The organism is Histophilus somni 2336 (assembly GCF_000019405.1).
GTDB classification, from domain to species: Bacteria; Pseudomonadota; Gammaproteobacteria; order Enterobacterales; family Pasteurellaceae; genus Histophilus; species Histophilus somni.
This window is the reverse complement of sequence record NC_010519.1, coordinates 2196581-2222330: the sequence shown is the minus strand read 5'-3', so window position 1 is coordinate 2222330 and position 25750 is coordinate 2196581. Positions and strand designations below refer to the sequence as shown.

At 39.1% G+C, this 25750-nt stretch carries 34 protein-coding genes; 3 read left to right on the top strand and 31 right to left on the bottom strand.

What is annotated here, in order from left to right; genetic code table 11:
- Positions 1-2: 2 nt before the first annotated feature.
- The 29 genes from rplO to lsrA all read right to left on the bottom strand — a co-directional run bounded on the left by rplO (position 3) and on the right by lsrA (position 18870).
- Positions 3-437, bottom strand: a complete 435-nt coding sequence (gene rplO / locus HSM_RS10170) for a 50S ribosomal protein L15 (protein ID WP_011608234.1) — start codon at positions 435-437, stop codon at positions 3-5.
- Positions 438-441: 4 nt separating this feature from the next.
- Complete coding sequence (gene rpmD, locus HSM_RS10165) at positions 442-621, bottom strand: 50S ribosomal protein L30 (RefSeq protein ID WP_041605352.1); 180 nt, start codon at positions 619-621, stop codon at positions 442-444.
- Between the two features lie 6 nt (positions 622-627).
- The gene (rpsE, locus tag HSM_RS10160; RefSeq protein WP_011608232.1) at positions 628-1128 is read right to left on the bottom strand and encodes a 30S ribosomal protein S5; all 501 of its coding nucleotides are present in this window, start codon (positions 1126-1128) and stop codon (positions 628-630) included.
- A 15-nt stretch (positions 1129-1143) separates the two neighbouring features.
- Positions 1144-1497, bottom strand: a complete 354-nt coding sequence (rplR, locus tag HSM_RS10155) for a 50S ribosomal protein L18 (RefSeq protein ID WP_011608231.1) — start codon at positions 1495-1497, stop codon at positions 1144-1146.
- A 13-nt stretch (positions 1498-1510) separates the two neighbouring features.
- The gene (gene rplF, locus HSM_RS10150; protein WP_012341031.1) at positions 1511-2044 is read right to left on the bottom strand and encodes a 50S ribosomal protein L6; all 534 of its coding nucleotides are present in this window, start codon (positions 2042-2044) and stop codon (positions 1511-1513) included.
- A 16-nt stretch (positions 2045-2060) separates the two neighbouring features.
- Positions 2061-2453, bottom strand: a complete 393-nt coding sequence (gene rpsH / locus HSM_RS10145; RefSeq protein ID WP_011608229.1) for a 30S ribosomal protein S8 — start codon at positions 2451-2453, stop codon at positions 2061-2063.
- A 36-nt stretch (positions 2454-2489) separates the two neighbouring features.
- A complete protein-coding gene (gene rpsN / locus HSM_RS10140; protein ID WP_011608228.1) occupies positions 2490-2795 on the bottom strand; it encodes a 30S ribosomal protein S14 in 306 nt (101 codons plus the stop codon).
- Positions 2796-2806: 11 nt separating this feature from the next.
- Positions 2807-3346 (bottom strand): 50S ribosomal protein L5, encoded by a 540-nt coding sequence (gene rplE / locus HSM_RS10135; RefSeq protein ID WP_011608227.1) that lies wholly within the window; start codon positions 3344-3346, stop codon positions 2807-2809.
- Between the two features lie 17 nt (positions 3347-3363).
- On the bottom strand, positions 3364-3675 hold the full coding sequence (gene rplX, locus HSM_RS10130) for a 50S ribosomal protein L24 (protein WP_011608226.1): 312 nt from the start codon (positions 3673-3675) through the stop codon (positions 3364-3366).
- Positions 3676-3687: 12 nt separating this feature from the next.
- Complete coding sequence (rplN, locus tag HSM_RS10125; protein ID WP_005711998.1) at positions 3688-4059, bottom strand: 50S ribosomal protein L14; 372 nt, start codon at positions 4057-4059, stop codon at positions 3688-3690.
- A gap of 196 nt (positions 4060-4255) precedes the next feature.
- Positions 4256-6862: a TonB-dependent receptor gene (locus HSM_RS10120; protein WP_012341030.1), complete on the bottom strand. Its 2607-nt coding sequence runs from the start codon at positions 6860-6862 to the stop codon at positions 4256-4258.
- 196 nt (positions 6863-7058) lie between these two features.
- A complete protein-coding gene (rpsQ, locus tag HSM_RS10115) occupies positions 7059-7313 on the bottom strand; it encodes a 30S ribosomal protein S17 (RefSeq protein WP_011608224.1) in 255 nt (84 codons plus the stop codon).
- Positions 7313-7504: a 50S ribosomal protein L29 gene (gene rpmC, locus HSM_RS10110; protein ID WP_011608223.1), complete on the bottom strand. Its 192-nt coding sequence runs from the start codon at positions 7502-7504 to the stop codon at positions 7313-7315. The genes rpsQ and rpmC overlap by 1 nt, the downstream gene beginning before the upstream one ends.
- Positions 7504-7914, bottom strand: a complete 411-nt coding sequence (gene rplP / locus HSM_RS10105) for a 50S ribosomal protein L16 (RefSeq protein ID WP_011608222.1) — start codon at positions 7912-7914, stop codon at positions 7504-7506. Before rplP ends, rpmC begins: the two co-directional genes overlap by 1 nt.
- Before the next feature lie 13 nt (positions 7915-7927).
- Positions 7928-8635, bottom strand: a complete 708-nt coding sequence (gene rpsC / locus HSM_RS10100) for a 30S ribosomal protein S3 (RefSeq protein ID WP_011608221.1) — start codon at positions 8633-8635, stop codon at positions 7928-7930.
- A 16-nt stretch (positions 8636-8651) separates the two neighbouring features.
- Entirely contained in the window at positions 8652-8984 is a 333-nt protein-coding gene (gene rplV / locus HSM_RS10095) for a 50S ribosomal protein L22 (protein WP_012341029.1), read from the bottom strand.
- Positions 8985-8994: 10 nt separating this feature from the next.
- Complete coding sequence (gene rpsS / locus HSM_RS10090) at positions 8995-9270, bottom strand: 30S ribosomal protein S19 (protein ID WP_005539416.1); 276 nt, start codon at positions 9268-9270, stop codon at positions 8995-8997.
- A gap of 26 nt (positions 9271-9296) precedes the next feature.
- Positions 9297-10118: a 50S ribosomal protein L2 gene (gene rplB / locus HSM_RS10085; protein ID WP_012341028.1), complete on the bottom strand. Its 822-nt coding sequence runs from the start codon at positions 10116-10118 to the stop codon at positions 9297-9299.
- Between the two features lie 20 nt (positions 10119-10138).
- The gene (gene rplW, locus HSM_RS10080) at positions 10139-10444 is read right to left on the bottom strand and encodes a 50S ribosomal protein L23 (RefSeq protein ID WP_011608219.1); all 306 of its coding nucleotides are present in this window, start codon (positions 10442-10444) and stop codon (positions 10139-10141) included.
- The gene (gene rplD / locus HSM_RS10075) at positions 10441-11043 is read right to left on the bottom strand and encodes a 50S ribosomal protein L4 (protein ID WP_012341027.1); all 603 of its coding nucleotides are present in this window, start codon (positions 11041-11043) and stop codon (positions 10441-10443) included. The genes rplW and rplD overlap by 4 nt, the downstream gene beginning before the upstream one ends.
- A 15-nt stretch (positions 11044-11058) precedes the next feature.
- Positions 11059-11685: a 50S ribosomal protein L3 gene (gene rplC / locus HSM_RS10070; RefSeq protein ID WP_011608217.1), complete on the bottom strand. Its 627-nt coding sequence runs from the start codon at positions 11683-11685 to the stop codon at positions 11059-11061.
- 16 nt (positions 11686-11701) lie between these two features.
- Positions 11702-12013, bottom strand: coding sequence for a 30S ribosomal protein S10 (gene rpsJ, locus HSM_RS10065; RefSeq protein WP_001181005.1), 312 nt, complete (start codon positions 12011-12013; stop codon positions 11702-11704).
- 261 nt (positions 12014-12274) lie between these two features.
- Positions 12275-12985: a beta/alpha barrel domain-containing protein gene (locus HSM_RS10060; protein ID WP_012341026.1), complete on the bottom strand. Its 711-nt coding sequence runs from the start codon at positions 12983-12985 to the stop codon at positions 12275-12277.
- Positions 12978-13280, bottom strand: coding sequence for a (4S)-4-hydroxy-5-phosphonooxypentane-2,3-dione isomerase (gene lsrG, locus HSM_RS10055; RefSeq protein ID WP_011608215.1), 303 nt, complete (start codon positions 13278-13280; stop codon positions 12978-12980). The genes HSM_RS10060 and lsrG overlap by 8 nt, the downstream gene beginning before the upstream one ends.
- A 65-nt stretch (positions 13281-13345) precedes the next feature.
- Entirely contained in the window at positions 13346-14224 is an 879-nt protein-coding gene (gene lsrF, locus HSM_RS10050; RefSeq protein WP_011608214.1) for a 3-hydroxy-5-phosphonooxypentane-2,4-dione thiolase, read from the bottom strand.
- Positions 14225-14242: 18 nt separating this feature from the next.
- The gene (gene lsrB, locus HSM_RS10045) at positions 14243-15262 is read right to left on the bottom strand and encodes an autoinducer 2 ABC transporter substrate-binding protein LsrB (protein ID WP_011608213.1); all 1020 of its coding nucleotides are present in this window, start codon (positions 15260-15262) and stop codon (positions 14243-14245) included.
- Positions 15263-15374: 112 nt separating this feature from the next.
- Positions 15375-16358, bottom strand: a complete 984-nt coding sequence (gene lsrD, locus HSM_RS10040; protein WP_012341024.1) for an autoinducer 2 ABC transporter permease LsrD — start codon at positions 16356-16358, stop codon at positions 15375-15377.
- The gene (gene lsrC / locus HSM_RS10035; RefSeq protein ID WP_012341023.1) at positions 16355-17353 is read right to left on the bottom strand and encodes an autoinducer 2 ABC transporter permease LsrC; all 999 of its coding nucleotides are present in this window, start codon (positions 17351-17353) and stop codon (positions 16355-16357) included. The genes lsrD and lsrC overlap by 4 nt, the downstream gene beginning before the upstream one ends.
- Before the next feature lie 8 nt (positions 17354-17361).
- Positions 17362-18870 carry an autoinducer 2 ABC transporter ATP-binding protein LsrA gene (gene lsrA / locus HSM_RS10030; RefSeq protein ID WP_012341022.1) on the bottom strand — a complete coding sequence of 503 codons (1509 nt, stop codon included), beginning with the start codon at positions 18868-18870 and terminating at the stop codon, positions 17362-17364.
- Positions 18871-19086: 216 nt separating this feature from the next.
- On the opposite strand from lsrA, the gene lsrR reads away from it, so the two are divergent.
- From lsrR to dusA, 3 genes are all read left to right on the top strand, one after another.
- A complete protein-coding gene (gene lsrR, locus HSM_RS10025; RefSeq protein ID WP_012341021.1) occupies positions 19087-20046 on the top strand; it encodes a transcriptional regulator LsrR in 960 nt (319 codons plus the stop codon).
- Between the two features lie 53 nt (positions 20047-20099).
- On the top strand, positions 20100-21653 hold the full coding sequence (gene lsrK, locus HSM_RS10020; RefSeq protein WP_041605350.1) for an autoinducer-2 kinase: 1554 nt from the start codon (positions 20100-20102) through the stop codon (positions 21651-21653).
- Positions 21654-22063: 410 nt separating this feature from the next.
- Positions 22064-23050, top strand: coding sequence for a tRNA dihydrouridine(20/20a) synthase DusA (gene dusA, locus HSM_RS10015; RefSeq protein WP_012341019.1), 987 nt, complete (start codon positions 22064-22066; stop codon positions 23048-23050).
- Positions 23051-23104: 54 nt separating this feature from the next.
- Here the strand turns inward: dusA and HSM_RS10010 are convergent, their stop codons facing one another.
- Both HSM_RS10010 and HSM_RS10005 read right to left on the bottom strand, forming a co-directional pair.
- A complete protein-coding gene (locus HSM_RS10010) occupies positions 23105-24382 on the bottom strand; it encodes a heme biosynthesis protein HemY (protein WP_012341018.1) in 1278 nt (425 codons plus the stop codon).
- Positions 24383-24396: 14 nt separating this feature from the next.
- On the bottom strand, positions 24397-25596 hold the full coding sequence (locus HSM_RS10005) for a uroporphyrinogen-III C-methyltransferase (protein WP_041605348.1): 1200 nt from the start codon (positions 25594-25596) through the stop codon (positions 24397-24399).
- Positions 25597-25750 lie beyond the last annotated feature (154 nt).

Sequence of the window (25750 nt, the reverse complement as noted above, 5' to 3'; positions counted from 1 at the left end):
AATTATTCCTCAATTGAACCGCCAGCAGCTTCAATAGCTACTTTTGCACCTTTAGTTACACCTAAACCACGAATGGTTACCGCAGTTTTAACTTCACCAGCAAGGATTACTTTCGCAAACCGGATATCCTTTGTTAAAACATTCGCTGCTTTTAATGTATCTAAAGTAATAATATTACCTTCTACTTTGGCTAAGTCATTCAAACGGACTTCTGCTGTTACAGCTGATTTCATTGAAGTAAAACCAAATTTCGGTAATCGACGATACAAAGGCATTTGACCACCCTCAAACCCACGACGAACACCGCCACCAGTACGAGCTTTCTGACCCTTATGACCACGACCACTTGTTTTACCTAAACCAGAACCAATACCACGACCTAGGCGTTTCGCATTGTGCTTAGCACCTTCAGCCGGAGATAGAGTATTTAAACGCATTCTCTTACTCCTCCACTTTGACCATATATGAAACTTGGTTAATCATACCACGTATAGCCGGAGTATCAATTAACTCAATAGTATGATTAATACGGCGAAGACCTAGCCCACGTAAAGTAGCTTTGTGTTTTGGTAAACGAGCAATAGAACTACGAACTTGTGTTACTTTAATAGTTTTTGCCATCATCAATTACCCCAAGATTTCATCAACGGTTTTGCCACGTTTGGCAGCAACCATTTCTGGTGATTTCATATTTGCTAATGCATCAATAGTTGCACGAACAACGTTAATTGGGTTGGTTGAACCATATGCTTTAGAAAGAACGTTACGAACACCCGCAACCTCCAATACAGCACGCATAGCACCACCAGCGATGATACCCGTACCTTCACTTGCTGGTTGCATAAATACGCGAGAACCAGTGTGAGAACCTTTAATTGGATGCTGTAATGTGCCTTCATTTAAAGCCACAGTAATCATATTGCGACGTGCTTTTTCCATCGCTTTTTGGATAGCTGCCGGAACTTCGCGCGCTTTACCATAACCAAAACCTACTCGACCGTTACCATCACCTACTACTGTCAAAGCAGTAAAGCTCATAATACGACCACCTTTTACAGTTTTTGATACACGGTTTACCGCGATTAGCTTCTCTTGCAGTTCACCAGTTTGTTTTTCGATGCTTGCCATCTAAAATTACCTCTATTAGAACTGTAGACCAGCTTCACGGGCAGCATCCGCTAAAGACTGGACACGACCATGATACTTAAAACCGGAACGATCAAAAGCAACACTTTTGATACCTTTTTCTAATGCACGCTCAGCAACAATTTTACCAACCACTGCCGCTGCATCTTTATTTCCAGTATATTTAACTTGCTCACTAATTGCTTTCTCAACTGTAGAGGCAGTAGCAAGCACTTCTGAACCGTTTGGTGCAATAACTTGTGCATAAATATGACGCGAAGTGCGGTGAATAACTAAACGAATTACACCTTGCTCTCTCATCATATGACGTGCACGAGCTGCACGACGGATACGAGCTGATTTCTTATCCATAGTGTTACCTTAATTATTTCTTCTTGGCCTCTTTCATACGTACAACTTCATCAGCATAACGTACCCCTTTACCTTTGTAAGGCTCAGGACGGCGATAAGCGCGAATATCAGCTGCAACCTGACCAATCAATTGCTTGTCAGCACTCTTCAGAACAATTTCTGTTTGTGATGGACATTCAGCAGTTACACCAGCTGGTAACACATGGTCAATAGGATGTGAAAAGCCTAAACTTAGCACAAGTACATTGCCTTTCATTTGTGCTCTATAACCAACACCCACCAACTGTAACTTTTTAGTAAAACCTTCATTAACACCGATAACCATCGCATTGACCAATGCACGTGCTGTGCCTGATTGTGCATCAGCATTAGCAATACCTACACGAGGAGAGAATGTTAATTGATTATTATCTTGTTTAACTTCAACTGAGTTATGAATGGTGTGAGATAACTCACCATTTTTACCTTTTACTGTTAGTAGCTGACCGTCAAGTTTTACCTCAACGCCGGCAGGAATACTAACAGGTGCTTTTGCAACACGAGACATTTTCCTACCTCTCTTCTTAAGCTACGTAACAGATTATCTCACCGCCCAAGCCCGCTTGACGAGCTTTACGGTCAGTCATAATACCTTTAGATGTAGATACAACAGCAACACCCAATCCGCCCATCACTTTTGGCAATTCGTTTTTACGTTTGTAAATACGAAGGCCAGGGCGGCTTACGCGCTGAATACTTTCTACAACCGGTTTTCCTTGGAAATATTTTAATGTAATTTCCAATTCAGGCTTAACGCCTTCCGAAACTTTAACGTTAGCAATATAACCTTCTTCCGCTAATACATTGGCAATAGCCACTTTTAGCTTGGATGAAGGCATACTAATCGCAACTTTATTCGCAGCTTGACCGTTACGAATACGAGTCAACATATCTGCGATTGGATCTTGCATACTCATTGTGCTTTTACTCCGATTCCAAAATAAAGTGGTAAATTACCAACTTGCTTTCTTAAGACCTGGTATTTCGCCACGCATAGCAGCTTCACGAACCTTAATACGGCTTAAACCAAACTTACGAAGAACTCCGTGAGGACGACCAGTTTGACGGCAACGATTACGCTGACGAACTGGACTAGAATCACGTGGAAGCGTTTGTAACTTCAACACTGCAGCCCAACGTTCTTCATCAGATGTATTTACATCAGAAATGACTTTCTTTAGTTCTTCACGTTTTTCGTAGAATTTATCAGCTAATTTAGCACGTTTTACATCGCGTGCGATCATTGATTGTTTTGCCACGATAACCTACCTTATTTACGGAATGGAAAATTGAAAGCCGCTAATAACGCTTGACCTTCTTCATCACTTTTCGCTGTTGTGGTAATAGTAATATCTAAACCACGCACACGATCTACTTTATCGTAGTCGATTTCAGGGAAAATGATTTGTTCACGAACACCCATGCTGTAATTACCACGACCATCAAATGACTTGGTGTTTAAACCACGGAAGTCACGGATACGTGGAACAGCGATAGTAATCAATCTTTCAAAGAATTCCCACATACGTTCACCACGTAGGGTTACTTTACAACCGATTGGATACCCTTGACGGATTTTAAAGCCTGCAACAGATTTGCGAGCCTTAGTTACTAAAGGTTTTTGACCACTGATTGCTGCTAAATCCGCTACTGCGTTATCTAGCAACTTTTTGTCGGTCAATGCTTCACCCACTCCCATATTCAGGGTAATCTTTTCGATTCGTGGGACTTGCATGACAGATGAGTAGTTGAATTTTGCTTTTAATTCATTGACTACCGTATCTCTGTAGTAATCATGCAGTTTCGCCATCACATTACTCCAGTTATTTAAATAATTTCATTATTAGATTTGAAGAAGCGTACTTTCTTACCATCTTCAATTCTAAAACCTACACGGTCAGCTTTATTTGTTGTCGGATTAAAGATTGCAACGTTTGATACATCAATTGCCGCTTCCTTTTTCACTAACCCACCAGCTTTACCTAAAGCAGGAACTGGTTTTTCGTGCTTAGTGATAATATTAACACCCTCAACAAAAACTTTACCGTTTGGTAACACTTTAGTTACCTTACCACGTTTGCCCTTGTCTTTACCTGCAAGAACAATTACTTCATCGTTTTGACGGATTTTTGCAGCCATTACATTTTCTCCTTATAGTACTTCTGGAGCTAAAGAGATGATTTTCATAAACTTCTCAGAACGAAGTTCACGAGTCACCGGTCCAAAAATACGAGTACCGATTGGTTGCTCAGTGTTATTGTTCAAAATCACACAAGCATTACCATCGAAACGAATAACTGCACCATCTGGGCGACGAACACCCTTCTTGGTGCGCACAACAACTGCTTTTAACACATCACCTTTTTTAACTTTACCGCGTGGAATTGCTTCTTTCACAGTAACTTTGATGATATCACCGATAGCAGCGTAACGACGGTGCGATCCACCTAGAACCTTGATACACATTACGCTACGAGCCCCTGAATTATCAGCAACATCCAGCATAGTCTGTTCTTGGATCATATTAGTGCTCCGTTAAAATAAAAAACACCCTTTCGGGACGAACCCATCTACCCTATGGTAAACAGGTCGCAGAGTTTAGCACAATAGCACCGCACTTATCAAGTAACTTTTGGAAAAAGATAACAGGTTTCGTTAAAGAAAACATACTGCGGTTATTTTGCAAAAAACAACCGCTCTTTGATATCCTCACGAACAACTAGAATGTTACCCCGACATTCAAAATAAAATTTCTGCCCATTTGCGGTACATAAGGCAAATAGGAGTTATGAATATAGATTTTTTGATTCAACAAATTATTCGCACTTAATGTCGCACTATATTCTACTCCATCTATTTTACGTGAATAATTGAGAGAAAGATTCAGTAAGTGATAGCCTTGGGTAACATCTTCAGGGACAAGTTCTGTATAATGACCGTCATACCCAAGCCCTTTCGCATTTTCTCTTCGCTTCTCTGCTTCCTCACGATCAATCTCTTTGATCACGCTATTAATGGATATGCGTTTTTGTACAAACATTCTCGTATATTCCAATGAGCCAGACCAATTATCGTTAAACTGGCTCTTTAGACGAAATCCCAAACGCATAGGGGGAACACGGGCTGCATTGCGGTTGGGACGTTCGATAGTTTGCTCTCCAATTTTATGATAGCTCCATTCCTCCCCCCATTCTTCGTTCTCAACACATTTCTCGAGATTATTTTTTCCATCATTCTCAAGTTCACATACCCTTTTAAACTTCGGATTACCATAGAATTTTTTAAAACCAAAGAGTTTACCATTGACATAATCGCCAAAGAACGTAATTTTATGATTAGGCGTTATCTGATAACCGATTTCGCCCTCAAAACCATAGAACCTTGCCTGAGATTGGTTATAGCGACGCATAAATAAGTTACCCTCGCGATACAAATTCTCATTGTGAATATAATTCTTAAAGCGTTGGTAATAAGCACTGACTTTAAAATCCCATTTGTCGGAAATACGCATCAGACCGATTTCTACATTATTTGACCGCTCTTTCTTTAAATCCTTATTGCCATATTGAAAGGAATTTGTTGCAAGATGTTTACCATGATAATACAGCTCCATTGGTGATGGAATTCTTTCATTATGCGAGCCAGTGATAGACAGTCGATAAGCTGGATGAAAATCCCACATTAGAGTACCTGAATATGACAAAGCATTTTCAGTATAAGGAGATAAATCTGGTAGACGAACTTTAGAACCTGCAGCTTTATCAAGACGTAATTTATGCGGATCATATTTGATTGGAATGCGTTGTTTCTCCCATCTTGCCCCCACTTCAACAATAAAATTACGCCAAGTAAATTGCTCTAATGCAAATACACTGAATTGCTTATTCGTGTGCGGTACCAATGGATTACGTTCAGACTCTTTTCTCTCACCACTTAAATCTTGTCCATTATTATTTAAACTAGGCGCTAAACGCTGAACTTTAGTTTTTTGTGTTTGATACTGCATCCCTACTACACCATTAAAATGCTCTGTAGGTTGATGATAAATCTCTAAACGGCTATTAAATCCACGATTAGCATAAAAAGCTTCTGGTTTTCCTGACATAATGGCAGCCGTATATTTCTTTCTATCTTTTATGCCCTGCGAATCATTCTTATCAATATGTGCCTTGCCATCATGCTTTTCATCGTGATAATAGTCTGCATAAGCAAGCGAGAGTTTTACTTTGCTAATCCCTGGAATAGGTGATTTCCACTCTCCTCTTACATCATAACGCTTAGAACGCATATCCACGACAGGACCTGCTTCACTAATATCATGATCATGTCCATAAATACTTTCATGGCTATGCTTATGCCCTTGGATATCCGCACCACAATGGAAATGTAGAGAAGAAATCATATCAGCATCTGTCATCAAATGTGGGTAAGCATTAAGATAAGGTGCCTCACCATCCCCCCCTGTAATGGCTTTCAAATTATCTGTATCAAACAAATGCCCTGAACAATAATCAAACGCATGATTATGCCCAGGAATACCGTAATGGTCTTTACGATAACTTACGGAGGCGCCTAAATAGCCTTTATCGCCTATCCAAGTTGTGCCTAGCGTTCCTACTTTTGATTTATGATGACTATCCGGTAGGTAGTTTAATTTTTGACCAATAAATACCTCTGGCACATGGTAATTCTCTGATTTGCGTGTCAGCCCCTCAGCACGAATCAGGAAATTATCGCCTGCTGCTAAGGTAACCCCTGCGGTCAAGACTTTTTCTTTACTCGCTGTATCAAAACGTGAAACGATCTCTCCCTCATACCCTTTCTCAGGACGAGAAGTCGGAATACGGTTATCGACAATATTCACTACACCAGCAGGTGATGCCATACCATACATTAAGGTAGATGTCCCTCGCACCAATTCGACCTGCTGTGCTAAAAGTGTATCAGCGACTACAGCATGGTCAGGCGAAATATTAGACATATCGACAATATCCGACCCATTTTGCAAAAGCTTAATACGCACCCCTTCTTGCCCTCTAATCACAGGAGCACTTGCTCCGCCTCCAAAGGGGTTAGAATGCACGCCCAATTCTCCAGCTAAAGCATTACCCAAGGTGGCAGAACGTGTTTTAAACTCTTTACCCTCAATAAATACATCACTAGCTTTACGACCACCTTGAAAAGCGAGTGATTGAAAATCAGCTACACTGCTACTATCAGATACGACAACTTCATCTAATTCCGCAATGATCTCTGCTGAGATACTGCTGCCGGAGACTAAAAGAGTCAATACAAATAATTCTTTTCTAAATTTATATAGTTTCATTTTTTATCCTTAAATAATTTTAAGGTTAGAATCAGATTTTCTTACAAAACTAAAAAACAATAATCATTTTTAAAATATAGTTATAATTTATATTAAATATCATGCTTATCAGCAGTAAAATTTTAAAAATTTCTATAAATCAAAAAAACCAAAAACCTAGCATTTCTGCTAGGTTCTTACTTATATACGTTGTCAATTAAGCCTGTGCTTTCTCAACAACACGAACTAAAGTGTGCGATTTAGTTTTGGAGAGTGGACGACACCCTCTAACTTCAACTACATCACCCAATTTTGCTTCGTTATGTTCATCATGTACGTGCAGTTTAGTAGTGCGACGGATAAACTTACCATAAATCGGATGTTTAACTGTACGTTCGATAGCAACCACAAATGACTTATCCATTTTGTCACTAATCACTTTACCCTGTACTGTACGAATTTTATCAGTCATTATGCGCCCGCCTTTTCGGTTAATACAGTTTTTACTTGTGCAATACTGCGACGCACTTGTTTTAACTGATGGGTTTGTTGAAGCTGACCGGTGGCTGCTTGCATACGCAATTTGAATTGCTCACCTAACAAGTTAACCAATTCAGCATTCAGCTCTTCAACAGTTTTTGTACGTAGTTCTTGAGCTTTCATTACATCACCGTTTTAGTTACGAATGTTGTCTTAATTGGAAGTTTTGCCGCTGCCAATGCAAACGCATGACGAGCAACTTCTTCAGATACACCATCCATTTCATACATTACTTTACCCGGCTGGATTAAAGCTACCCAGTACTCAACGTTACCTTTACCTTTACCCATACGGACTTCTAATGGTTTTTCAGTAATTGGTTTATCTGGGAATACACGAATCCAGATTTTACCTTGACGTTTAACCGCACGAGTCATCGCTCGGCGTGCGGCTTCAATTTGACGTGCTGTCAAACGACCACGACCAACTGCTTTTAAACCAAAGGTACCGAAACTAACTTCTGTACCAGCAGCAATACCACGGTTACGACCTTTGTGGACTTTACGAAATTTTGTACGTTTTGGTTGCAACATTTAGCAAATCTCCTTACTTACGACCTTTACCACGTGGAGCCTTTTTAGGCGTGGCTGGTTGTTGTTCCGGTTGTTGTGCAATTGCAGCCATTCCACCAAGAATTTCACCTTTGAAGATCCATACTTTAACGCCAATTACGCCGTATGTAGTATGAGCTTCTGAGGTGTTATAATCGATGTCCGCACGTAATGTATGTAGTGGTACACGACCTTCGCGATACCATTCAGAACGTGCAATTTCTGCGCCACCTAGACGACCACTTACTTCAACTTTGATGCCTTTAGCACCTAAACGCATTGCGTTTTGTACTGCTTTTTTCATAGCACGACGGAACATTACTCGACGTTCAAGTTGTGAAGCAATGCTACCTGCAACTAATTTTGCATCTAATTCAGGTTTTTTCACTTCAGCAATGTTGATTTGAGCCGGAACGCCTGCAATAGCAGCTACTGCGTTACGTAATTTTTCAACATCTTCGCCTTTTTTACCAATTACGATACCTGGACGAGCTGTGTGAATTGTTACACGAATGCTTTTCGCCGGACGCTCAATAGTAATGCGTGAAACTGAAGCATTCGCTAATTCTTTATTCAAGAATTGACGTACTTTGAAATCACCGTCTAAATTATCAGCGAAATCTTGTGTATTCGCAAACCAAGTAGAGTTCCAAGGCTTAACAATACCTAGGCGAATACCATGTGGATGTACTTTTTGACCCATTGTTATTCCTCTACTATTATCGATCTGACACAACCACTGTAATGTGGCTTGTACGTTTTAAAATACGATCTGCACGACCTTTAGCACGTGGCATAACACGTTTCATGCTTGGACCTTCATCAACAAAAATCTTCGCAACTTTAAGATCGTCAATATCTGCACCATCATTATGCTCTGCATTAGCAATTGCAGATTCAAGCACCTTTTTCACCAAAGCTGCCGCTTTTTTGTTAGTGAAAGTAAGAATTTCTAAGGCTTGTGCAACTTTCTTACCACGGACTAAGTCCGCAACTAAGCGAGCTTTTTGCACTGAAGTGCGAGCGTAACGATGTTTAGCAATAGTTTCCATCTCTTACCCCTTACTTCTTAGCTTTCTTATCCGCAGCGTGACCGCGGTATGTACGAGTCGGTGCAAATTCACCTAATTTATGACCGATCATTTCATCAGAAACATAAACAGGAACGTGCTGACGACCATTATGGACTGCGATGGTCAATCCGATCATTGAAGGAATGATCATTGAACGACGGGACCAAGTTTTAATTGGTTTTTTATCCCCGCTTTCCACCGCCTTCTCTACCTTCTTCAACAAGTGTAGGTCAAGGAAAGGACCCTTCTTGAGAGAACGTGGCATGGCATATCCTCTTAATTTAATTAATATTATTTGCCACGACGACGTACGATATATTTATCGGTACGTTTGTTGTGACGAGTTTTCTTACCTTTGGTTTGAACACCCCAAGGTGTAACAGGATGCTTACCGAAGTTACGACCTTCACCACCACCATGAGGGTGATCTACTGGGTTCATTGCTGTACCACGAACTGTTGGACGAACACCTCTCCAACGGTTAGCACCAGCTTTACCAAGTACGCGAAGCATATGCTCTGAATTACCAACTTCGCCAATAGTAGCTACACATTCAGATAATACTTTACGCATCTCGCCTGAACGAAGACGTAAAGTCACATAATTACCTTCACGAGCGATAATTTGTACATAAGCACCAGCAGAACGAGCAATTTGTCCGCCTTTGCCTGGTTTTAACTCAACGTTATGTACTGTTGAACCAACCGGAATATTACGCATCGGTAACGAGTTACCAATTTTAATTGGTGCATTAATACCTGATTGGATTTGATCGCCTGCTGATAAACCTTTAGGTGCCAAAATATAGCGACGTTCACCATCTTTGTAAAGCACCAAAGCAATGTTTGCAGAACGATTTGGATCATATTCAAGACGCTCAACAACCGCTGGGATATCTAACTTGTTACGTTTGAAATCGATTACACGGTAATGTTGTTTATGACCACCACCAATATGACGAGTAGTGATACGTCCTAAATTATTACGACCGCCAGTTTTAGATTTAGTACCTAATAACGGTGCGTAAGGCTTGCCCTTATGTAATTCAGGGTTTACGATTTTAACAACGTGACGACGACCAGCGGAGGTCGGCTTACATTTAACGATAGCCATTTATTTTTTCTCCTCCGAAATTACTCAGCCGCACCTTCAACGAAGTCAAGCGATTGACCTTCTTGAAGAGTAACATAAGCCTTTTTCCAGTCACTACGCTGACCCATTTTAGCACCGCGACGTTTAGTTTTACCTTTAACAACCACTGTACGAACTGAGTCTACTTTCACTTCAAACAATTGCTCAACAGCATTTGCAATTTCGACTTTATTTGCATCTAAAGCAACTTTGAAAACAATTGTATTTGATTTTTCAGTATTATTTGTTGCTTTTTCTGATACGTGAGGGGCTCTCAACACTTTTAACAAACGTTCTTGTTGAATCATGCGAACATCTCCTCAATTTGTTTTACCGCATCTACAGTTACAACAACTTTATCGAATGCGATTAAGCTAACCGGATCAATAGCTTGCACATCACGCACATCTACTTTGTAAAGATTACGTGCTGCCAAAAATAGATTTTCATCTAAACTTGCAGTGATGATAAGCGCGTCAGTTAACGCCATATCTTTTAATTTTTGTACTAAAACCTTAGTTTTTGGTACATCGATCTCAAATTTTTCAACAACCACTAAACGATCTTGACGAACTAATTCAGAAAGAATACTTTTGATTGCGCCACGATACATTTTCTTGTTTACTTTTTGGCTATGATCTTGTGGTTTAGCTGCAAAGGTCACACCACCTGAACGCCAAATTGGCGATTTAATGTCGCCTGAACGAGCACGACCAGTACCTTTTTGACGCCAAGGCTTTTTACCTGAACCAGACACTTCAGCACGCGTTTTTTGTGCACGAGAACCCTGACGAGCACCTGCTGCATAAGCAACAACCACTTGGTGGATTAACGCTTCGTTAAACTCACGTCCGAAGGTAGTTTCAGAAACAGTGAGTGCGTTTGCACCTACAACTTGTAATTCCATCTCTATCTCCTAGACTTATGCTTTAACTGCTGGTTTAACGATAACATCACTATTAGTTGCACCAGGTACAGACCCTTTCACCAATAATAATTTACGTTCAACATCAACACGAACAATTTCAAGTGATTGAACAGTAACGCGTTCAGCACCTAAATGTCCAGCCATTTTTTTACCTTTAAACACACGACCTGGAGTTTGGTTTTGACCAATAGAACCAAGCACACGATGTGATAAAGAGTTACCATGAGTTGCATCTTGAGTACGGAAATTCCAACGTTTAACACCACCTTGGAAACCTTTACCTTTTGATGTCCCAGTAACATCTACTTTTTTAACATCTGTAAAGATGTCAACATTGATTTCTTGACCTAAAGTGAATTCTTCACCCTCAGTACGAAATTCCCATAAACCGCGACCAGCTTCAACACCTGCTTTCACGAAATGACCTGCTTCAGGCTTGGTTACACGACTTGCTTTTTTAAAACCAGTAGTAACCTGAACTGCAGTATAGCCATCGTTTTCAAGAGTTTTAACTTGAGTCACACGGTTGGCTTCAATTTCGATTACGGTAACTGGAATTGACACCCCATCTTCATTGAAGATACGAGTCATACCAACTTTACGACCGACTAAACCAATCATTGTAATAACCTCTTAATTAACCTAGGCTGATCTGCACGTCAACGCCGGCAGCCAAATCTAAACGCATTAATGCATCAACAGTTTTTTCTGTTGGCTCTACAATATCGACTAAACGTTTATGTGTGCGAATTTCATATTGATCACGTGCATCTTTATTTACATGTGGAGAAATCAATACTGTGAAACGTTCTTTGCGAGTTGGCAAAGGAATTGGCCCACGGACTTGTGCACCAGTACGTTTAGCTGTTTCTACGATCTCCGCTGTAGATTGATCAATTAAACGATGATCAAAAGCTTTTAAGCGGATACGGATTCTTTGGTTCTGCATTAGACCAGAGCTCCAATAAAATTAGCTATAAAAAAACTGACACCATCACCTTTAACATCTTAAATAAAGGGAAGTGCAGCGAACCTACTTAGTCCTCCAAATTGGGGACATTTTATCTATTACATACCGTAATAGTACGTTCAATAAATGATTACATCAAACGACTTTCATATCGAAAGTGGTGAGATTATACTCATGATCTCAAAAAAAGCAAGTTATTTTATAAAAATCACGAAATAATCACCGCACTTTTTATTGATGTCACATAATACTGGACTTCCATACTTTTAAATTTGTTTTTAATTCTCCACTAAACAACGCAGAACCAGAAACAATCCAATCAATTTGATGAGTTCCTTGCTTGAAATATTTTGCAAGTTCCAGCGTCATTGAGCCGTCTATATTGATTAATTTTTCCACACGTCGATTACCCAATCGCTTTTCTACCTGTATTACACGATCTAAAATCAACTCGGAAGGGTATTTTGTTCCGTTTCTCGGATCTAAAGTTAATAATTGAATTACATCAATTTGATCCAAATAAGGTTCCAATTCAGAAATCGGCGTTTCCGGACATAAGCAGGCTCCAATTAATACAGGATATACCTGATTGGCATAAGTTGTTTTCTGTTTAGCAAGCCATTCTATCGTTAAAGCAAAATCATGATATTGCTCTAACTGCAATGTCACTAAATTTGCACCATTTGCTACAACAGCTTTTGCTACTTCCAACTGATTTCTTACCATTAAATGCACATCTTTAAAACAATGTGTTGGAAAATATTTAATTCCTATTGCTCCAACTGTAAATAACGAACTAAATTGCCCATCAGCAATATCGAAGTGCAGTACATTAATCTGCTTCTCCAACAATGTTGTTACCTCTTCATTAAGTTGAAGCCAATTTGCAGATAAGATACCAACACTCAGTTTTTGCTGCTTTAACTGCTGAATAAGTGATAATTTAGACATAAGGATTCGGTAATATCCATTCAAAGATTTTCTTACTTCTTGAACCAGTCATTAAAGATTCTAATTCTCTTACACAACGGCGATAATGTTCAGTTTGCCGATGAAAATTTAGTGCTGTTTCATTTTCATACACTTCGTATGCATAAAAACGAGTTCGTATTTCCGGATCTCGTAATATGTCAAAACGCAAATTTCCCAGTTCTTGGCGAGTGCCAATATGGTTACGTTCGAAAACCTCCAGAAATTCTTTTTCTTTACCTTCTTTTATATTGATTTCAACAAGCATAGCAAACATAAGCTTCTCCTTATCATAGAAAACATGGGAAAAATAGGTTGGCTAACTTAGCCAACCTAATTAACTTAGTTGTTTTTCTCACTTAAATAGAGTTGGTAGGCATCTTTTGCATTTTCTCCACCGTGAACAACCGCTTGCACCGCCTTGATCATCGCAATTGGTGCTTCAGATTGAAAAATGTTTCTGCCCATATCCACACCAGCTGCACCTTGATCAATCGCTTGATAGCACATTTCAAGAGCATCCAATTCCGGTAATTTTTTACCTCCGGCAATTACAATCGGTACAGGGCAACCTGCTGTAACCCGCTCAAATCCCCTATCAACATAGTAAGTTTTAATAATGTGAGCCCCCATTTCTGCGGCAATACGAGTCGAAAGTGAGAAGTAGCGTTGATCACGAGCCATATCCTTCCCTACACCAGTTACTGCCATCACAGGCATTCCATAGCGATTACCCTGATCGACCAATTGAATAATATTTTTAATCGATTGATGTTCATATTCAGAACCGATATAAACCTGTGCAGCCATGGCGGATACATTTAATCTCAAAGCATCCTCAATACTAACTGCAACTGCTTCGTTAGAAAGTTCTGTCAAAATAGAATTTGCACCAGATGCTCTTAAAGCAATAGATTTTCGGGTATCCGGCGGTACAACGCTTCTTAAAATACCACGGGTACACATCAATACATCGGTATAATCAAAGAGCGGTGCAATATTGAGGTCAATGCGCTCAAGACCCGTCGTCGGACCTTGGAAATAGCCGTGATCAAAGGCTAACATAATTGTCTTACCTGTTTTTGGATTAAAGATATTGGCAAGACGTGATTGCATTCCCCAATCTAATGCACTGGAACCTTTGACGAAAAAAAGCTTGTTAGTTTGAGGAATACCAATACCAAAATCTTTACCATCTTTAATATCATCTAAATCTGCCATAGATTGTCTCCTATATAATTAGAAATCATAGTTATCAATATTATCTTTAGTGAATACAACACGCTCAGGTAGTAACACAATACCGTTTCCCTTTGCTTCAAACTCATAGCCTTGTACTTTATTTGCTGATACTTCTACTTCACCAATACCATCAACATTCAATTTATCGCCAACCTTAAGAGAATTGCCTTTTAACAATTCATTAGCTACTGCAACAGAGAGTTGACCTTGCTTCACAACATCCCATAAACCAAACTGATTTACTGTGCCTCGTTTTACGTAAGGACGCATTACATTCGGCGTACTGAATCCGACAACGATTGTACCTTGTCGTTTAAGGTTCTCAACTGCTTGAGCGGCAGCCGGCAAAGCATTGGCATCTGGAGCAATAATCGCATCTAAATCAGGATAGGCTTTTAAGATCCCCTCGGCAGTTTGCAGCGATTTAATTGCATCGTTGTAGCCAAATTGTGTCGTCACAATTTCCCATTTGGGATGTTCTTTTTCAATTTTTGCTTTTGCCTCTTTAACCCACTGGTTTTGGTCAGTCACTGTTGGACTGGAATAGAAAAATGCAACTTTTGCTTTTGGTTTAGAAATTTGACTTGATACCATTTCAACTAGCATTGAGCCAAGTTGAGTAGGTGTTCCTTGATTTATATAGTAGCTTCGGCACTCAGGCTGAGTATCGGAGTCCCAAGTTAATACTTTTACACCTTTTTTCATCGCTCTTTTTAAGGTAGAGCACAATCCATCAGGCGATACCGCTGAGACGATAATGGCATTATAACCCTGGTTCACAAAGTTATTGATCATCTGAACTTGGTTCGATACGCTCGGTTCTGCCGGACCGTCATAGGTTACATCCAAACCTAATTTTTTTCCCATTTCGACCGCACCTTGCCCACCACTGGTAAAAAAACCAACGCCAACTAATTTTGGGATAAATGCCACCTTATCCATAGCCTGTGCTATGTTAAAACCGGTAAAACCTAACGCTACGGCAAGAGCGGTTGTTTTTAAAAGTGAGTATTTCATAGAACGTCTCCTCAATTGAGTGTATGATTAAAAAACATACCAAAACAACAAGTATGCAGGGGTTTTATCGCAGTCAATTTTGACAAAAATCATCATAAACTAACCGCTTATTTTAAACTGCTCGGATTCGATTCCACCATTGAATCACTACTGCCCGATGTGTATTAAGCGATTTCCCGATAAGTACAATAATCAACAATGCTCCGGACAAGGCACTGGATGTTTCATTCGAAATTCCAACCATCTGCAACCCTTGTTGTAAGTAGCCAATCAATAATGCAGCTATTGCTGTACCAATCACTGAACCTGAACCACCGTAAATATTCGCACCGCCAAGTACAACTGCGGTTAGTGCCGGCATTAACAACGAACTCCCTAAGTCCGAACGAGCTGAACCAAAGTAGGATACCAGCAACACACCGACAAAAGCCGCAATCAAACCAATTAACGGATAAATAATAAATAGAGTTTGATTAACCGGTACAGCACTATACTTAGAGACCCGTAAATTTTGCCCAATTAAAAATGTGCTACGACCAATACGAGTACGATGCATCAACAACCAAAACAGTAATGTCATTATTAAGAAATAAATAATCGGTGTTGGAATAATACCAAAACTGAGATTTGCAAAATCAAGTAACACATCGGGAAATCCACCAATACCCTCATAGCCCGTTGCACCAGCAAAACCTGATAATAACAATGCACCACCACCAAACAGATACATTGTGCCAAGCGTAATAACCAGCGGGTTAACTTGAGTATAGATAATGAGTACAGCATTAATCGCACCACACAATGATCCGACTGCAAATGTCACCGCAATTGCTACACTTAACGGTATTCCTAGTCTAAATAATACGCCGAGAGTAATGGCACATAGTCCCACTACAGATCCAAATGAAATATCCATCCCTCCACTGACTATAATCAGTGTTAGAGGCAATGCTAACATTCCGATATAAATAAAATCGCTGGTGCTGTTAAATAAGACATTGAGATCCAATAACCGAGGATTAACCAAACCGAACCCGATAATTTCCAGTATCAGTAGACAAAAGAGAGCTATTTCCCAGCTGTATTTCTTAATCATTTTTGATTCTCCTGCAATGAATTATCTTTAAGAAAACGGGCATAACGCTGTTGTTTGATATTATTGACAATCATTACTCGGATTCTACCGTCAAATACCAATACAGCTAATAGAACCACACCAGCAACAAAGTTATTCCAATAGGCAGGCACTTTCATCAGTACTAAAATCGTATCAATTTGAATCAGGAAATATGCCACTAATACAGCACCAATAATATTACCTGCACCACCCAGTAAACTTATTCCACCTAATACACAAGCCGCAATTGCTTTCATTTCCAGCCCATTACCAGTTGAATTTGGCACAAAACCGATTTGAGAAGCAAAAATAATTCCAGCTAAAGCAGCCATTAGACCGTTTACTGCAAATGCACTAATGCGAATAACATTCACCTTTACACCTAATTGCAAGGCACCTTGTAAATTATCCCCCACTGCATAAAAACAACGACCAATATAAGTGTGAGTAAAAAAGTAGTACGTGACTAAAATAAGGAAAATAACAGCTAACCCAATAGGCGAAAACCCCAATACAATTTCTTCTGACAATGTTTTCAATGAATGTGGCAAACCTTCAATCCACTTACCACCAGTTAATACTAACATTAAGCCTTTATATAAACCCAATGTTCCCAATGTCGCCACAATAGCCGGTATTCTAAGTACTGAGACTAATACACCGTTTACCCCACCTGCAATAATCCCGCACAGTAAAGTAATAGTGCACGCAATCAGTAGGGAATAACCTGAATTTAGCACTAATCCAACAACTACTGCACTTAATCCCATAATTGAGCCGACAGAGACATCAATATTACGAGTTAAAATCACAAAGGTCGCACCAATAGCTAACAAAGCTAATATTTGGGTCGAGTTAAAAATCATCATGAGAGTTTGTAAGCTAAAGTCATCCGCCACACCTAGCAATCCAAATAACAACAAAATGGCAGCTAAAATAGTTAATTCACGATTGTTCTGAATAAATTTCCACATAATGCCTCCTAACTACTGAATGCCAGTCGCATAATATTATCAGTATTGATATCTTCACCTTTCAACGATTGACTAAGCTTACCGTCGTGCATTACCAAAACTCTACTAGACATTTGTTCTATTTCCTCCAAGTCAGATGAAATGAACAACACGGCTACATTTTGTTTGGCAATACTTTTTATTAATTGATAAATATCTGCTCTCGCACCAATATCAACGCCACGAGTTGGCTCATCAACAATCAACAACCGAGGATCGGCTTCCAGACATTTTGCGATCAAAATTTTTTGCTGATTACCACCTGATAAGGTACGTACCGATTGCTCAACATGATTAAATTTTATTCCGATAGCATGGTAATAGCGTTCTAAAATTGCTTTCTCCTTGGACTCATCAATCCAAAAGCCCATATCATGATAGGTTAATCCGCAGGTATTCCAACTTAATGGTGAATCCAAATGCAATCCAGAGGCTTGCCTATCTTCGGGCAAATACACTAAGCCTCGTTTAAGCCGTTGCTTAACGGACAGTGAATTAATTAGCTCATCACAAAATATCACTTTACCGGATTTGGCTTTACGCAAACCATACAGCGTTTCAGCTAATTCGGTTCTACCTGAGCCGACTACGCCTGCTAATCCTAAAATCTCGCCAGGATAAATTTCAAAGTTGATATCTCGGAATCCTTCACCAGTGAAATTTTCTACTGTCAATAATGGAAATTCGGTCGATTTCACCCTCTTATGCCCTGGTAAATCCAACCACAACTGCTGACTTTCTGTTAATGATGCATTTTTAGCTCGAGGAGTAATCGCCTGAATAACATCGTCGTGATTGATCTTGTCAATTGGCTCGCTTAAGGCAATGTAACCATCTCGCATTACACTCACCCAATCAGCAATTTGCCAAACTTCAGACAATTTATGCGAAATAAAAACAATCCCTACCCCTTTGATGAGTAAGGAATTTATCTGTCCGAATAGATTTTCGGTTTCCACTGGTGTTAATGAGGCGGTAGGTTCATCTAAAATCAGAATCTGAGCATCTCGCATTAAGCCTCGCATAATTTCAACTAACTGCTGATCAGCAACATCTAATAAACCAGCCTGCATATCCAAATTTAAATGTGAGTTTAGTTCCGTCAACAACGCTGTGAGCTTTGACTGTAAATCCATTGTTCTTGGCAAACCGAATAAAATATTCTCTTTTACACTCAAATTAGAAAATAACAAAGGTTCTTGCGGAACAAGGTAAATACCTAATTGATGTGCCTTGCTTGGTGTTAAATTGGTTCGGACTTTGCCATGAATTTTTAACGTACCAGTATCTTGCAGCTGAATACCGGCAATAATTTTCATCAAGGTTGATTTGCCAGCACCGTTTCCACCAAGTAGAGTATGCACCTGCCCAGAATAAAGGGAAAAGTTAATGGATTTTAGTACTTCAACACCAGAGAAAGCTTTACTTACATCACAAGCTTCCAGTAAAGGCGTAGGATTAGATTCTGTCTCTTTCATTTTTGCCCCTTCAAATTGAACAAATGAAAATTTAAATTATCATTTGTTCCAAATCATAACCCAAAAAATTCTATTTTTTTGTGATAAACTTCACATTTTTAAGAATTTTATGTCTTTTTTTCACATTAAATGTAAAATGTGATCGAATTCACACTTTAGAAAAAGAACATTTGATTAAAATTAAAATCAGATGAATAATAAAAACAGGGTAAAAAAATGATAAATTTAGATAATCACTACGAAGCTGGCTTTAACGAGGAAGAGTTATTAGCACGCATTGCATGGTTCTACTACCACGATAATCTGACACAAAATGAAATTGGTGAGAAATTGGGCTTGCCCCGTTTAAAAGTTTCACGCTTACTGGAAAAAGGGCGACAAATCGGCTTAATCAAAGTTCAAATCAACTCTCGTTATAAAGGATGCTTGGAACTAGAAGAAGCTTTAAAACAGCGGTTTCATTTACAGCATATTCGTGTGTTGCCAGAGTTACAGAATTATGAAGTCAATGCCCGCTTAGGTGTCGGAGCCTCTCAAATGTTGATGGGATTACTCAAAGCAAAGCAAGTTCTCTCTTTTGGGTTTGGTGACACCGTGATGCACACGGTAAAGCACTGCAATGATTTTATTAAACAAAACCAGATTAAGTTAATCACCTTAACCGGCGGTGTTGGACCTTATATGCAAAGTATTGGGCAACTTGATAGTAGCTGTGCTATCAGTATTATTCCCGCCCCTCTACGAGCTTCTTCACCTGAAGCTGCACAACTTTTCCAAAAAGAGGGGTATGTACGAGATATTATGTTAGCAGCCAGTATGGCTGATGTTGCCATCGTTGGTATCGGATCTACGGTTCAGAAAACACGCTCCACTTTGCTTCAAACAGGTTATATCATCAATGAAAAACAACTAGATGAATTTCGTCAAAAAGGTGCTGTGGGGGATATTTTAGGCTATTTCTTGCAAGAAAATGGAAACATTCAACCGGATATGCCGATTCACGAGGAATTAATCAGCGTTTCATTAGATAGTATCAAGCGAATACCGACTATTATTGGCGTTGCCGGTGGTGAAGATAAAGTTGAAGCAATTATTGCCGCACTTTTAGGACAGCATATCAATTCATTAGTCACAGAGGAAAAAACCGCACGCACTATTTTAGCTAAAGTAGTGTAACGATTTTCCTCAGATAATCGGAGGAAAACATAATGCAATTATCCCGTTATTTAATGGCATTAGATGCCGGCACAGGTAGTATTCGTGCAGTTATTTTTGATCTTGAAGGAAATCAAATCGCTACGTCACAAAAAGAATGGACACATATTTCCGACCCAAATATCCCAGGCTCAATGGGCTTTGATTTACAAAATAACTGGCACCTTGCTTGCTTATGTATTCAAGAAGTTTTAGCTACCAGCCAAATAGATGCTAAACAAATTATAGCTATATCGACTTGCTCCATGCGTGAAGGCATTGTTTTATACGATGCCAATAAAAACCCGATTTGGGCGTGCGGTAATGTGGATGCCAGATCTGTAGAAGAAGTTATTCAATTAAAGTCTCTAAACCAGTATCAGTTTGAACAACAAGTTTATCAATCCTCTGGTCAAACATTGGCATTAAGTGCATTACCCCGTTTACTTTGGCTTGCACATCATCAACCTAATCTTTATGCTCAAGTCCATTTTCTCTCTATGATTAGCGATTGGTTAGGATTTATGCTTAGCGGAGAACTGGCCGTCGAACCTTCAAATGCTGGCACAACCGGCATTCTCAACCTAAAAACCCGAAAATGGGAGCACACTTTACTAGAGATGGCTGGACTCAATCCTGCTATTTTACCGAAAGTAAAAGAGACAGGTGAAATACTCGGTCAAGTAACCGCCCATTCTGCACAGCAAACCGGGTTAATAGTCGGCACGCCTATTGTTGTTGGTGGTGGTGATGTGCAATTAGGTTGTATCGGACTAGGGATTACAGAACCGGGGCAAGCTGCTATTATTGGAGGAACTTTCTGGCAACAGGTCATAAACTTACCACAAGCAATGACAGATCCTAAAATGAATATACGCATCAATCCGCATGTCATTGCACCGATGGTACAAGCAGAATCTATCAGCTTCTTTACAGGACTTACTATGCGTTGGTTTAGAGATGCTTTCTGTGAAGAAGAAAAAGCCGTCGCTCATCGCTTAGGTGTTGATGCTTACACATTACTGGAACAAATGGCAGAAAAGATACCCGTAGGTTCAAATGATGTTATTCCTGTATTCTCTGATGCTATGCATTTCAAATCTTGGTATCACGCAGCCCCATCATTTATTAACCTTTCGATTGATCCTGAAAAATGCAACAAATCAGTCCTGTTTAGGGCATTACAAGAAAATGCAGCAATTGTATCTTCATGTAATCTTGATCAAGTCCAGCAATTCAGCCACGTTAATCTTACCAGTATTGTTTTTGCCGGAGGTGGTGCAAAAGGGAAATTATGGAGCCAAATTCTAGCTGATGTAACAGGATTGGTTGTTAATGTACCTGTAGTAAAAGAAGCAACTGCTCTAGGATGTGCCATTGCAGCTGGAGTAGGTGCTGGTATTTATACTTCATTACATGAAGCAGGTAAAACATTAGTAAAATTTGAAAGACAACATCAACCAAATGCAAGAAATCATAATTTATATCAAATACATAAAGAAAAATGGCAAGAAATATACCAGCAGCAACTGAAATTGGTTGACAGAGGACTAACCATTTCGCTTTGGAAAGCTCCTGGGATTAAATAAATATCTAAAACGACAGCAACGTAAACTTAAAAAGAGTGTACCAATTTTTCTTTACGTTGCTACTTCACTTTTCCAGTCAAGTGACTAAAATCTACCGGAATTTCTTCACCTCATGAAATTACCTTTCATATCAAATCTAAGCAATAACCCGATTATTCCCTCTTAGACATACCGTATTAGCTCAGATATTGAGTGGTAAGTACGCAATCCTTAAACCAATAATAACAACTCATCAAATCGGCTTGATTTAAGCATTCATTGATTGTATTGTAACGGCTTTTGTTTCACGCCAAATTAATCCTGTATTACTTTATCATTTAGGCGTGGGCGTTTCCGTCGGCATGCACAAAAAGAGAAAAGCTCACGAAAACGCTAAACCCTAACCGTTTCAATTATCAAACAAGTAAAAAATGAAGCAAAATCAACCGCACTTTTATCGAGGTCGTTTTTCCGTTGCTCCTATGCTGGACTGGACTACACGCCACTGCCGTTTTTTCCATCGGCAGTTCAGCCGGTATACCTTACTCTATACAGAAATGGTTACTACCGGTGCAATTATTCATGCCAAATACGATCATCTTGCTTATGATGTATCGGAAAACCCCGTGGCATTACAACTCGGCGGAAGTGATCCTGAAAAACTACAATATTGTGCGAAAAAAGGGGAAGAACGTGGCTATCAAGAAATAAACTTGAATGTAGGTTGTCCATCCGATCGGGTGCAAAATGGGATGTTCGGTGCTTGCCTGATGGCAAGGGCTGCTCTAGTAGCAGAATGTGTGAACGCAATGCAAAGTGCGGTCAATATTCCAGTCACAGTAAAAACTCGTCTTGGTATTGATGAGTTTGATAGCTATGAATTTCTATGTGATTTTATCGAAAAAGTACATAATATCGGTTGCCAAGAATTTATTATTCATGCTAGAAAAGCATGGCTATCAGGGTTAAGTCCAAAAGAAAATCGTGAAATTCCGCCACTTAATTATGAGCGAGTTTACCAGTTGAAAAAGGATTTTCCTCATTTATTGATCAGCATTAATGGCGGAATTAAAACGCTTGAAGAAATTCAACAACATCTCAATTATGTGGACGGAGTAATGGTTGGGCGTGAAGCTTATCAAAACCCGTCTTTATTGGGCTATATTGATCAAGCGTTATTTGATCCGTCTTGTGCAATTATCACGCCAAGACAAGCAATAGAAAATATGTTTCCTTACATAGAGCAACAATTGAGTCAAGGCGTTTATCTTAATCATATTGCTCGCCATTTATTAGGTGCATTTCAACAATGTAAAGGGGCAAGGCAATGGCGACGCTATATGAGTGAAAACATCCATAAATCTCATGCCGGTGTGGAGGTTATTGAAAAAGCCTTAACTTTCATTGAGGAAAAATAAAACCTATAAAAATGCCCTTAACAATGATTTTTAAGGGCTTTTTTAACAATATACTTAGGATTTTTGTTCTAAAAGGGCGGTCGGATTTTCTGCTGTTTTTTTGGTTTTATTTTCCGGCTCTTTAATTGACATCGCATTTCTCAATCCTTCCTCACGAACTTTTTGTGCTAATTCAAGCTCTCCAACCTGTTCGAAAACATAAGCCGCCATAGTAATATCATTTGCTTGTAAGCTCGCTTTATTCTCTATCACTTTCTTGAATGCTTCTGCCGCTTTAGCGAAATCATCATTACGCACATAAAGGTAACCTAACGCACGTTCAACACAGCAACAATCTTTACTGTTTGACTGTTTTGCACGTTTTTCCAAAAGTTTTAATAACTTACTGTTATCTTCCGGTTGTAAACGAGTAATTTGAGTACAAAGAGCAACATTAGCTTCAACACTATTTTCAACTTTTTTCAGAGCATCAATAGCTAACTCATAAGCACTTTCATGATCATCACTGTCCAGTAAACGACGAATTAAACCAACCTTAACATATAAATCATTACGGCGTTTACGAGGCTGTTCATCCCACCAACGTAATAACCCATCAACACCCTCTTCGTTCATTTTCTCGTCTAATAAACCATCTTCGACTTTACGTTGAAGTGCGGTGAATTCATCGGAAGAATACAATCCAACTTTTTCAATTTGATCTAGAATTTTATCCAATGCGTGGAAGGCGGCAGATTTCAGGTAAATTTTCACTGCCAGCTTTAATACTTCTTTATTACGAGAAGTCATCTCCAGTAAACTATCCACCGAACTACGAGCTGCCGGAAGTTTATTTTGTTGCAATAAAATTCTAGTACGTGCAATTTCGACAATTAAACTGTCTGTACCTGCTAATTCTGTTGCTTCAATTAAATAGCGATTGGCAACAAAATCATCGCCTCGCTGTTGTGCCGCTTCCGCCGCTTTAATTAAATTCAATATTGGTTTATCTGAATGTCTAGCATTTTTTCCAATCAATTTCTCAGCTTTGAAATAATCGCCCTCATTCATCTTCACTAAACCTTCCAAAGTTTGACGTTGTGCCTTAACACGTTTACGACGAGAGAACCAACTATAGGTATTATTACTCAAACGGAAGAAACGTGTAACCACCCATTCAATTAGATAAACAATGGCCATTAAAATCACAAAGAAAATAACCAACATCGTGATTGACATTTCGATGTTATAGCTTGCCGTTTGAATTAACACATATCCCTGTTTACCTGATAAATAGGGACCGCCAATTAATCCAGCCAATAAAACCAGCATTAAAAATAGAACTCTGAACATACGCTATTCTCCTATTACTGTGCTTGCTCAACAGGCTGTTCAATTGGCTTTTCATCAGATTTTTCAACAGCTTGATCTGTTTTCCCTTCCTCAGATACTTGATCTGTTGAGCTAACCAAGTCTTTATCTACTGTCATTTCAATTTTTTGTACAGATGACTGTTCCTTATTCAATAACTTATCCAACAAAAGCAAACTTTTTAATTGGTTAGGAACATCAACATAGATAGATTTCTCAGCAAGTTCATCAATCTCTTTCAAGAAGTTTTGTGCCACTTCAGTGCTTGTATCAAAATAGCTTCTTATCCAAGAACCTACAATTTCAAGTGATTGTTTATATAAATCATTTTGCTGACGAGGTACTGCCATAATCGCAATTTGCAAACGTAAACGAATATTTTCACGTAAATAAATATCTTGATTTGGTGCAAGTAATTCCTTTGAGTTCACATGGCGAGGTTTTACACGAATAAAATGATTTAAAAAAGATACCGCACTTTTTTCTACGTTTTCTTTCCAATCCTGTAAGGAATCGCTTAATTGAGTATTTTCTTGCTCATCGAAATTCACATTTAATACAACTAATTCATCAATACCGTTTGCTAATTGAGATAAATGTTGCATGATGGCATTTTGATCTACATTATTTACTGATAATAACTGTTTTAAATCTGCATTAATTGCCTGACGAATGTTAATGACTTTAGGATCATTAACCTTAACGAGTGTTTCATCCGCTACTTTCAATAACGCAATAGCTGTCTCCACATCATTATCCAATACGATTTTACGTAAAGCATTATTCAACAAATAATCTGTTTCAAACAACAACCAATCCGTCGATTGTTCAACTTTACCAACCGCATCCAATTTATTTACTTGTGCTTGTAAACTTTGAATAAGCTGGTTTTGTTTTGTCATTTCATTTTCCAGTCGCTCAATCTTCTGTATAACAGTTTGCTTATATTCTTCAACTGTTGCCAACAAAGTATCATTGTTTTCTAGCGGCACAGCTTCCGACGGTTGGCTAAGTGCGGTCAACTTTTGCTGAATTTCTTCTACTTTTTGTTGACCAAAATAATAGCCAGCTCCCCCAATACCCAATGCAATAAGCAAAGCTAATAGAGCAATGACTGTCCCTCCTTTTTTCACCACTACAGTTTCAACTTGAGCTGCTGTTCTTTTTTCGCCAACTTGTTCATTCTCTCTTTCCATAAAATGCTCCTGATTTGAAAAAGTTTCCTGTTTAGCCTTACTTTCTTGCTTTACAATATCCTCAGCCGGTACTTCCTCATATTGCAATTCTGCCTCCAAAGGAGGATTTTGCACGGATATATTATCCTGTTTTTCTGTGCTAACCTTTGAATGT

What these genes read in the sequence shown, in the direction of transcription:
- rplO (WP_011608234.1), bottom strand. Translation starts at nt 437, where the DNA reads ATGCGTTTAAATACTCTATCTCCGGCTGAAGGTGCTAAGCACAATGCG.
- rpmD (WP_041605352.1), bottom strand. Translation starts at nt 621, where the DNA reads ATGGCAAAAACTATTAAAGTAACACAAGTTCGTAGTTCTATTGCTCGT.
- rpsE (WP_011608232.1), bottom strand. Translation starts at nt 1,128, where the DNA reads ATGGCAAGCATCGAAAAACAAACTGGTGAACTGCAAGAGAAGCTAATC.
- rplR (WP_011608231.1), bottom strand. Translation starts at nt 1,497, where the DNA reads ATGGATAAGAAATCAGCTCGTATCCGTCGTGCAGCTCGTGCACGTCAT.
- rplF (WP_012341031.1), bottom strand. Translation starts at nt 2,044, where the DNA reads ATGTCTCGTGTTGCAAAAGCACCTGTTAGTATTCCTGCCGGCGTTGAG.
- rpsH (WP_011608229.1), bottom strand. Translation starts at nt 2,453, where the DNA reads ATGAGTATGCAAGATCCAATCGCAGATATGTTGACTCGTATTCGTAAC.
- rplE (WP_011608227.1), bottom strand. Translation starts at nt 3,346, where the DNA reads ATGGCGAAACTGCATGATTACTACAGAGATACGGTAGTCAATGAATTA.
- rplX (WP_011608226.1), bottom strand. Translation starts at nt 3,675, where the DNA reads ATGGCTGCAAAAATCCGTCAAAACGATGAAGTAATTGTTCTTGCAGGT.
- rplN (WP_005711998.1), bottom strand. Translation starts at nt 4,059, where the DNA reads ATGATCCAAGAACAGACTATGCTGGATGTTGCTGATAATTCAGGGGCT.
- HSM_RS10120 (WP_012341030.1), bottom strand. Translation starts at nt 6,862, where the DNA reads ATGAAACTATATAAATTTAGAAAAGAATTATTTGTATTGACTCTTTTA.
- rpsQ (WP_011608224.1), bottom strand. Translation starts at nt 7,313, where the DNA reads ATGACTGATAAAATTCGTACAGTACAGGGTAAAGTGATTAGTGACAAA.
- rpmC (WP_011608223.1), bottom strand. Translation starts at nt 7,504, where the DNA reads ATGAAAGCTCAAGAACTACGTACAAAAACTGTTGAAGAGCTGAATGCT.
- rplP (WP_011608222.1), bottom strand. Translation starts at nt 7,914, where the DNA reads ATGTTGCAACCAAAACGTACAAAATTTCGTAAAGTCCACAAAGGTCGT.
- rpsC (WP_011608221.1), bottom strand. Translation starts at nt 8,635, where the DNA reads ATGGGTCAAAAAGTACATCCACATGGTATTCGCCTAGGTATTGTTAAG.
- rplV (WP_012341029.1), bottom strand. Translation starts at nt 8,984, where the DNA reads ATGGAAACTATTGCTAAACATCGTTACGCTCGCACTTCAGTGCAAAAA.
- rpsS (WP_005539416.1), bottom strand. Translation starts at nt 9,270, where the DNA reads ATGCCACGTTCTCTCAAGAAGGGTCCTTTCCTTGACCTACACTTGTTG.
- rplB (WP_012341028.1), bottom strand. Translation starts at nt 10,118, where the DNA reads ATGGCTATCGTTAAATGTAAGCCGACCTCCGCTGGTCGTCGTCACGTT.
- rplW (WP_011608219.1), bottom strand. Translation starts at nt 10,444, where the DNA reads ATGATTCAACAAGAACGTTTGTTAAAAGTGTTGAGAGCCCCTCACGTA.
- rplD (WP_012341027.1), bottom strand. Translation starts at nt 11,043, where the DNA reads ATGGAATTACAAGTTGTAGGTGCAAACGCACTCACTGTTTCTGAAACT.
- rplC (WP_011608217.1), bottom strand. Translation starts at nt 11,685, where the DNA reads ATGATTGGTTTAGTCGGTCGTAAAGTTGGTATGACTCGTATCTTCAAT.
- rpsJ (WP_001181005.1), bottom strand. Translation starts at nt 12,013, where the DNA reads ATGCAGAACCAAAGAATCCGTATCCGCTTAAAAGCTTTTGATCATCGT.
- HSM_RS10060 (WP_012341026.1), bottom strand. Translation starts at nt 12,985, where the DNA reads ATGTCTAAATTATCACTTATTCAGCAGTTAAAGCAGCAAAAACTGAGT.
- lsrG (WP_011608215.1), bottom strand. Translation starts at nt 13,280, where the DNA reads ATGTTTGCTATGCTTGTTGAAATCAATATAAAAGAAGGTAAAGAAAAA.
- lsrF (WP_011608214.1), bottom strand. Translation starts at nt 14,224, where the DNA reads ATGGCAGATTTAGATGATATTAAAGATGGTAAAGATTTTGGTATTGGT.
- lsrB (WP_011608213.1), bottom strand. Translation starts at nt 15,262, where the DNA reads ATGAAATACTCACTTTTAAAAACAACCGCTCTTGCCGTAGCGTTAGGT.
- lsrD (WP_012341024.1), bottom strand. Translation starts at nt 16,358, where the DNA reads ATGATTAAGAAATACAGCTGGGAAATAGCTCTCTTTTGTCTACTGATA.
- lsrC (WP_012341023.1), bottom strand. Translation starts at nt 17,353, where the DNA reads ATGTGGAAATTTATTCAGAACAATCGTGAATTAACTATTTTAGCTGCC.
- lsrA (WP_012341022.1), bottom strand. Translation starts at nt 18,870, where the DNA reads ATGAAAGAGACAGAATCTAATCCTACGCCTTTACTGGAAGCTTGTGAT.
- lsrR (WP_012341021.1), top strand. Translation starts at nt 19,087, where the DNA reads ATGATAAATTTAGATAATCACTACGAAGCTGGCTTTAACGAGGAAGAG.
- lsrK (WP_041605350.1), top strand. Translation starts at nt 20,100, where the DNA reads ATGGCATTAGATGCCGGCACAGGTAGTATTCGTGCAGTTATTTTTGAT.
- dusA (WP_012341019.1), top strand. Translation starts at nt 22,064, where the DNA reads ATGAAGCAAAATCAACCGCACTTTTATCGAGGTCGTTTTTCCGTTGCT.
- HSM_RS10010 (WP_012341018.1), bottom strand. Translation starts at nt 24,382, where the DNA reads ATGTTCAGAGTTCTATTTTTAATGCTGGTTTTATTGGCTGGATTAATT.
- HSM_RS10005 (WP_041605348.1), bottom strand. Translation starts at nt 25,596, where the DNA reads ATGGAAAGAGAGAATGAACAAGTTGGCGAAAAAAGAACAGCAGCTCAA.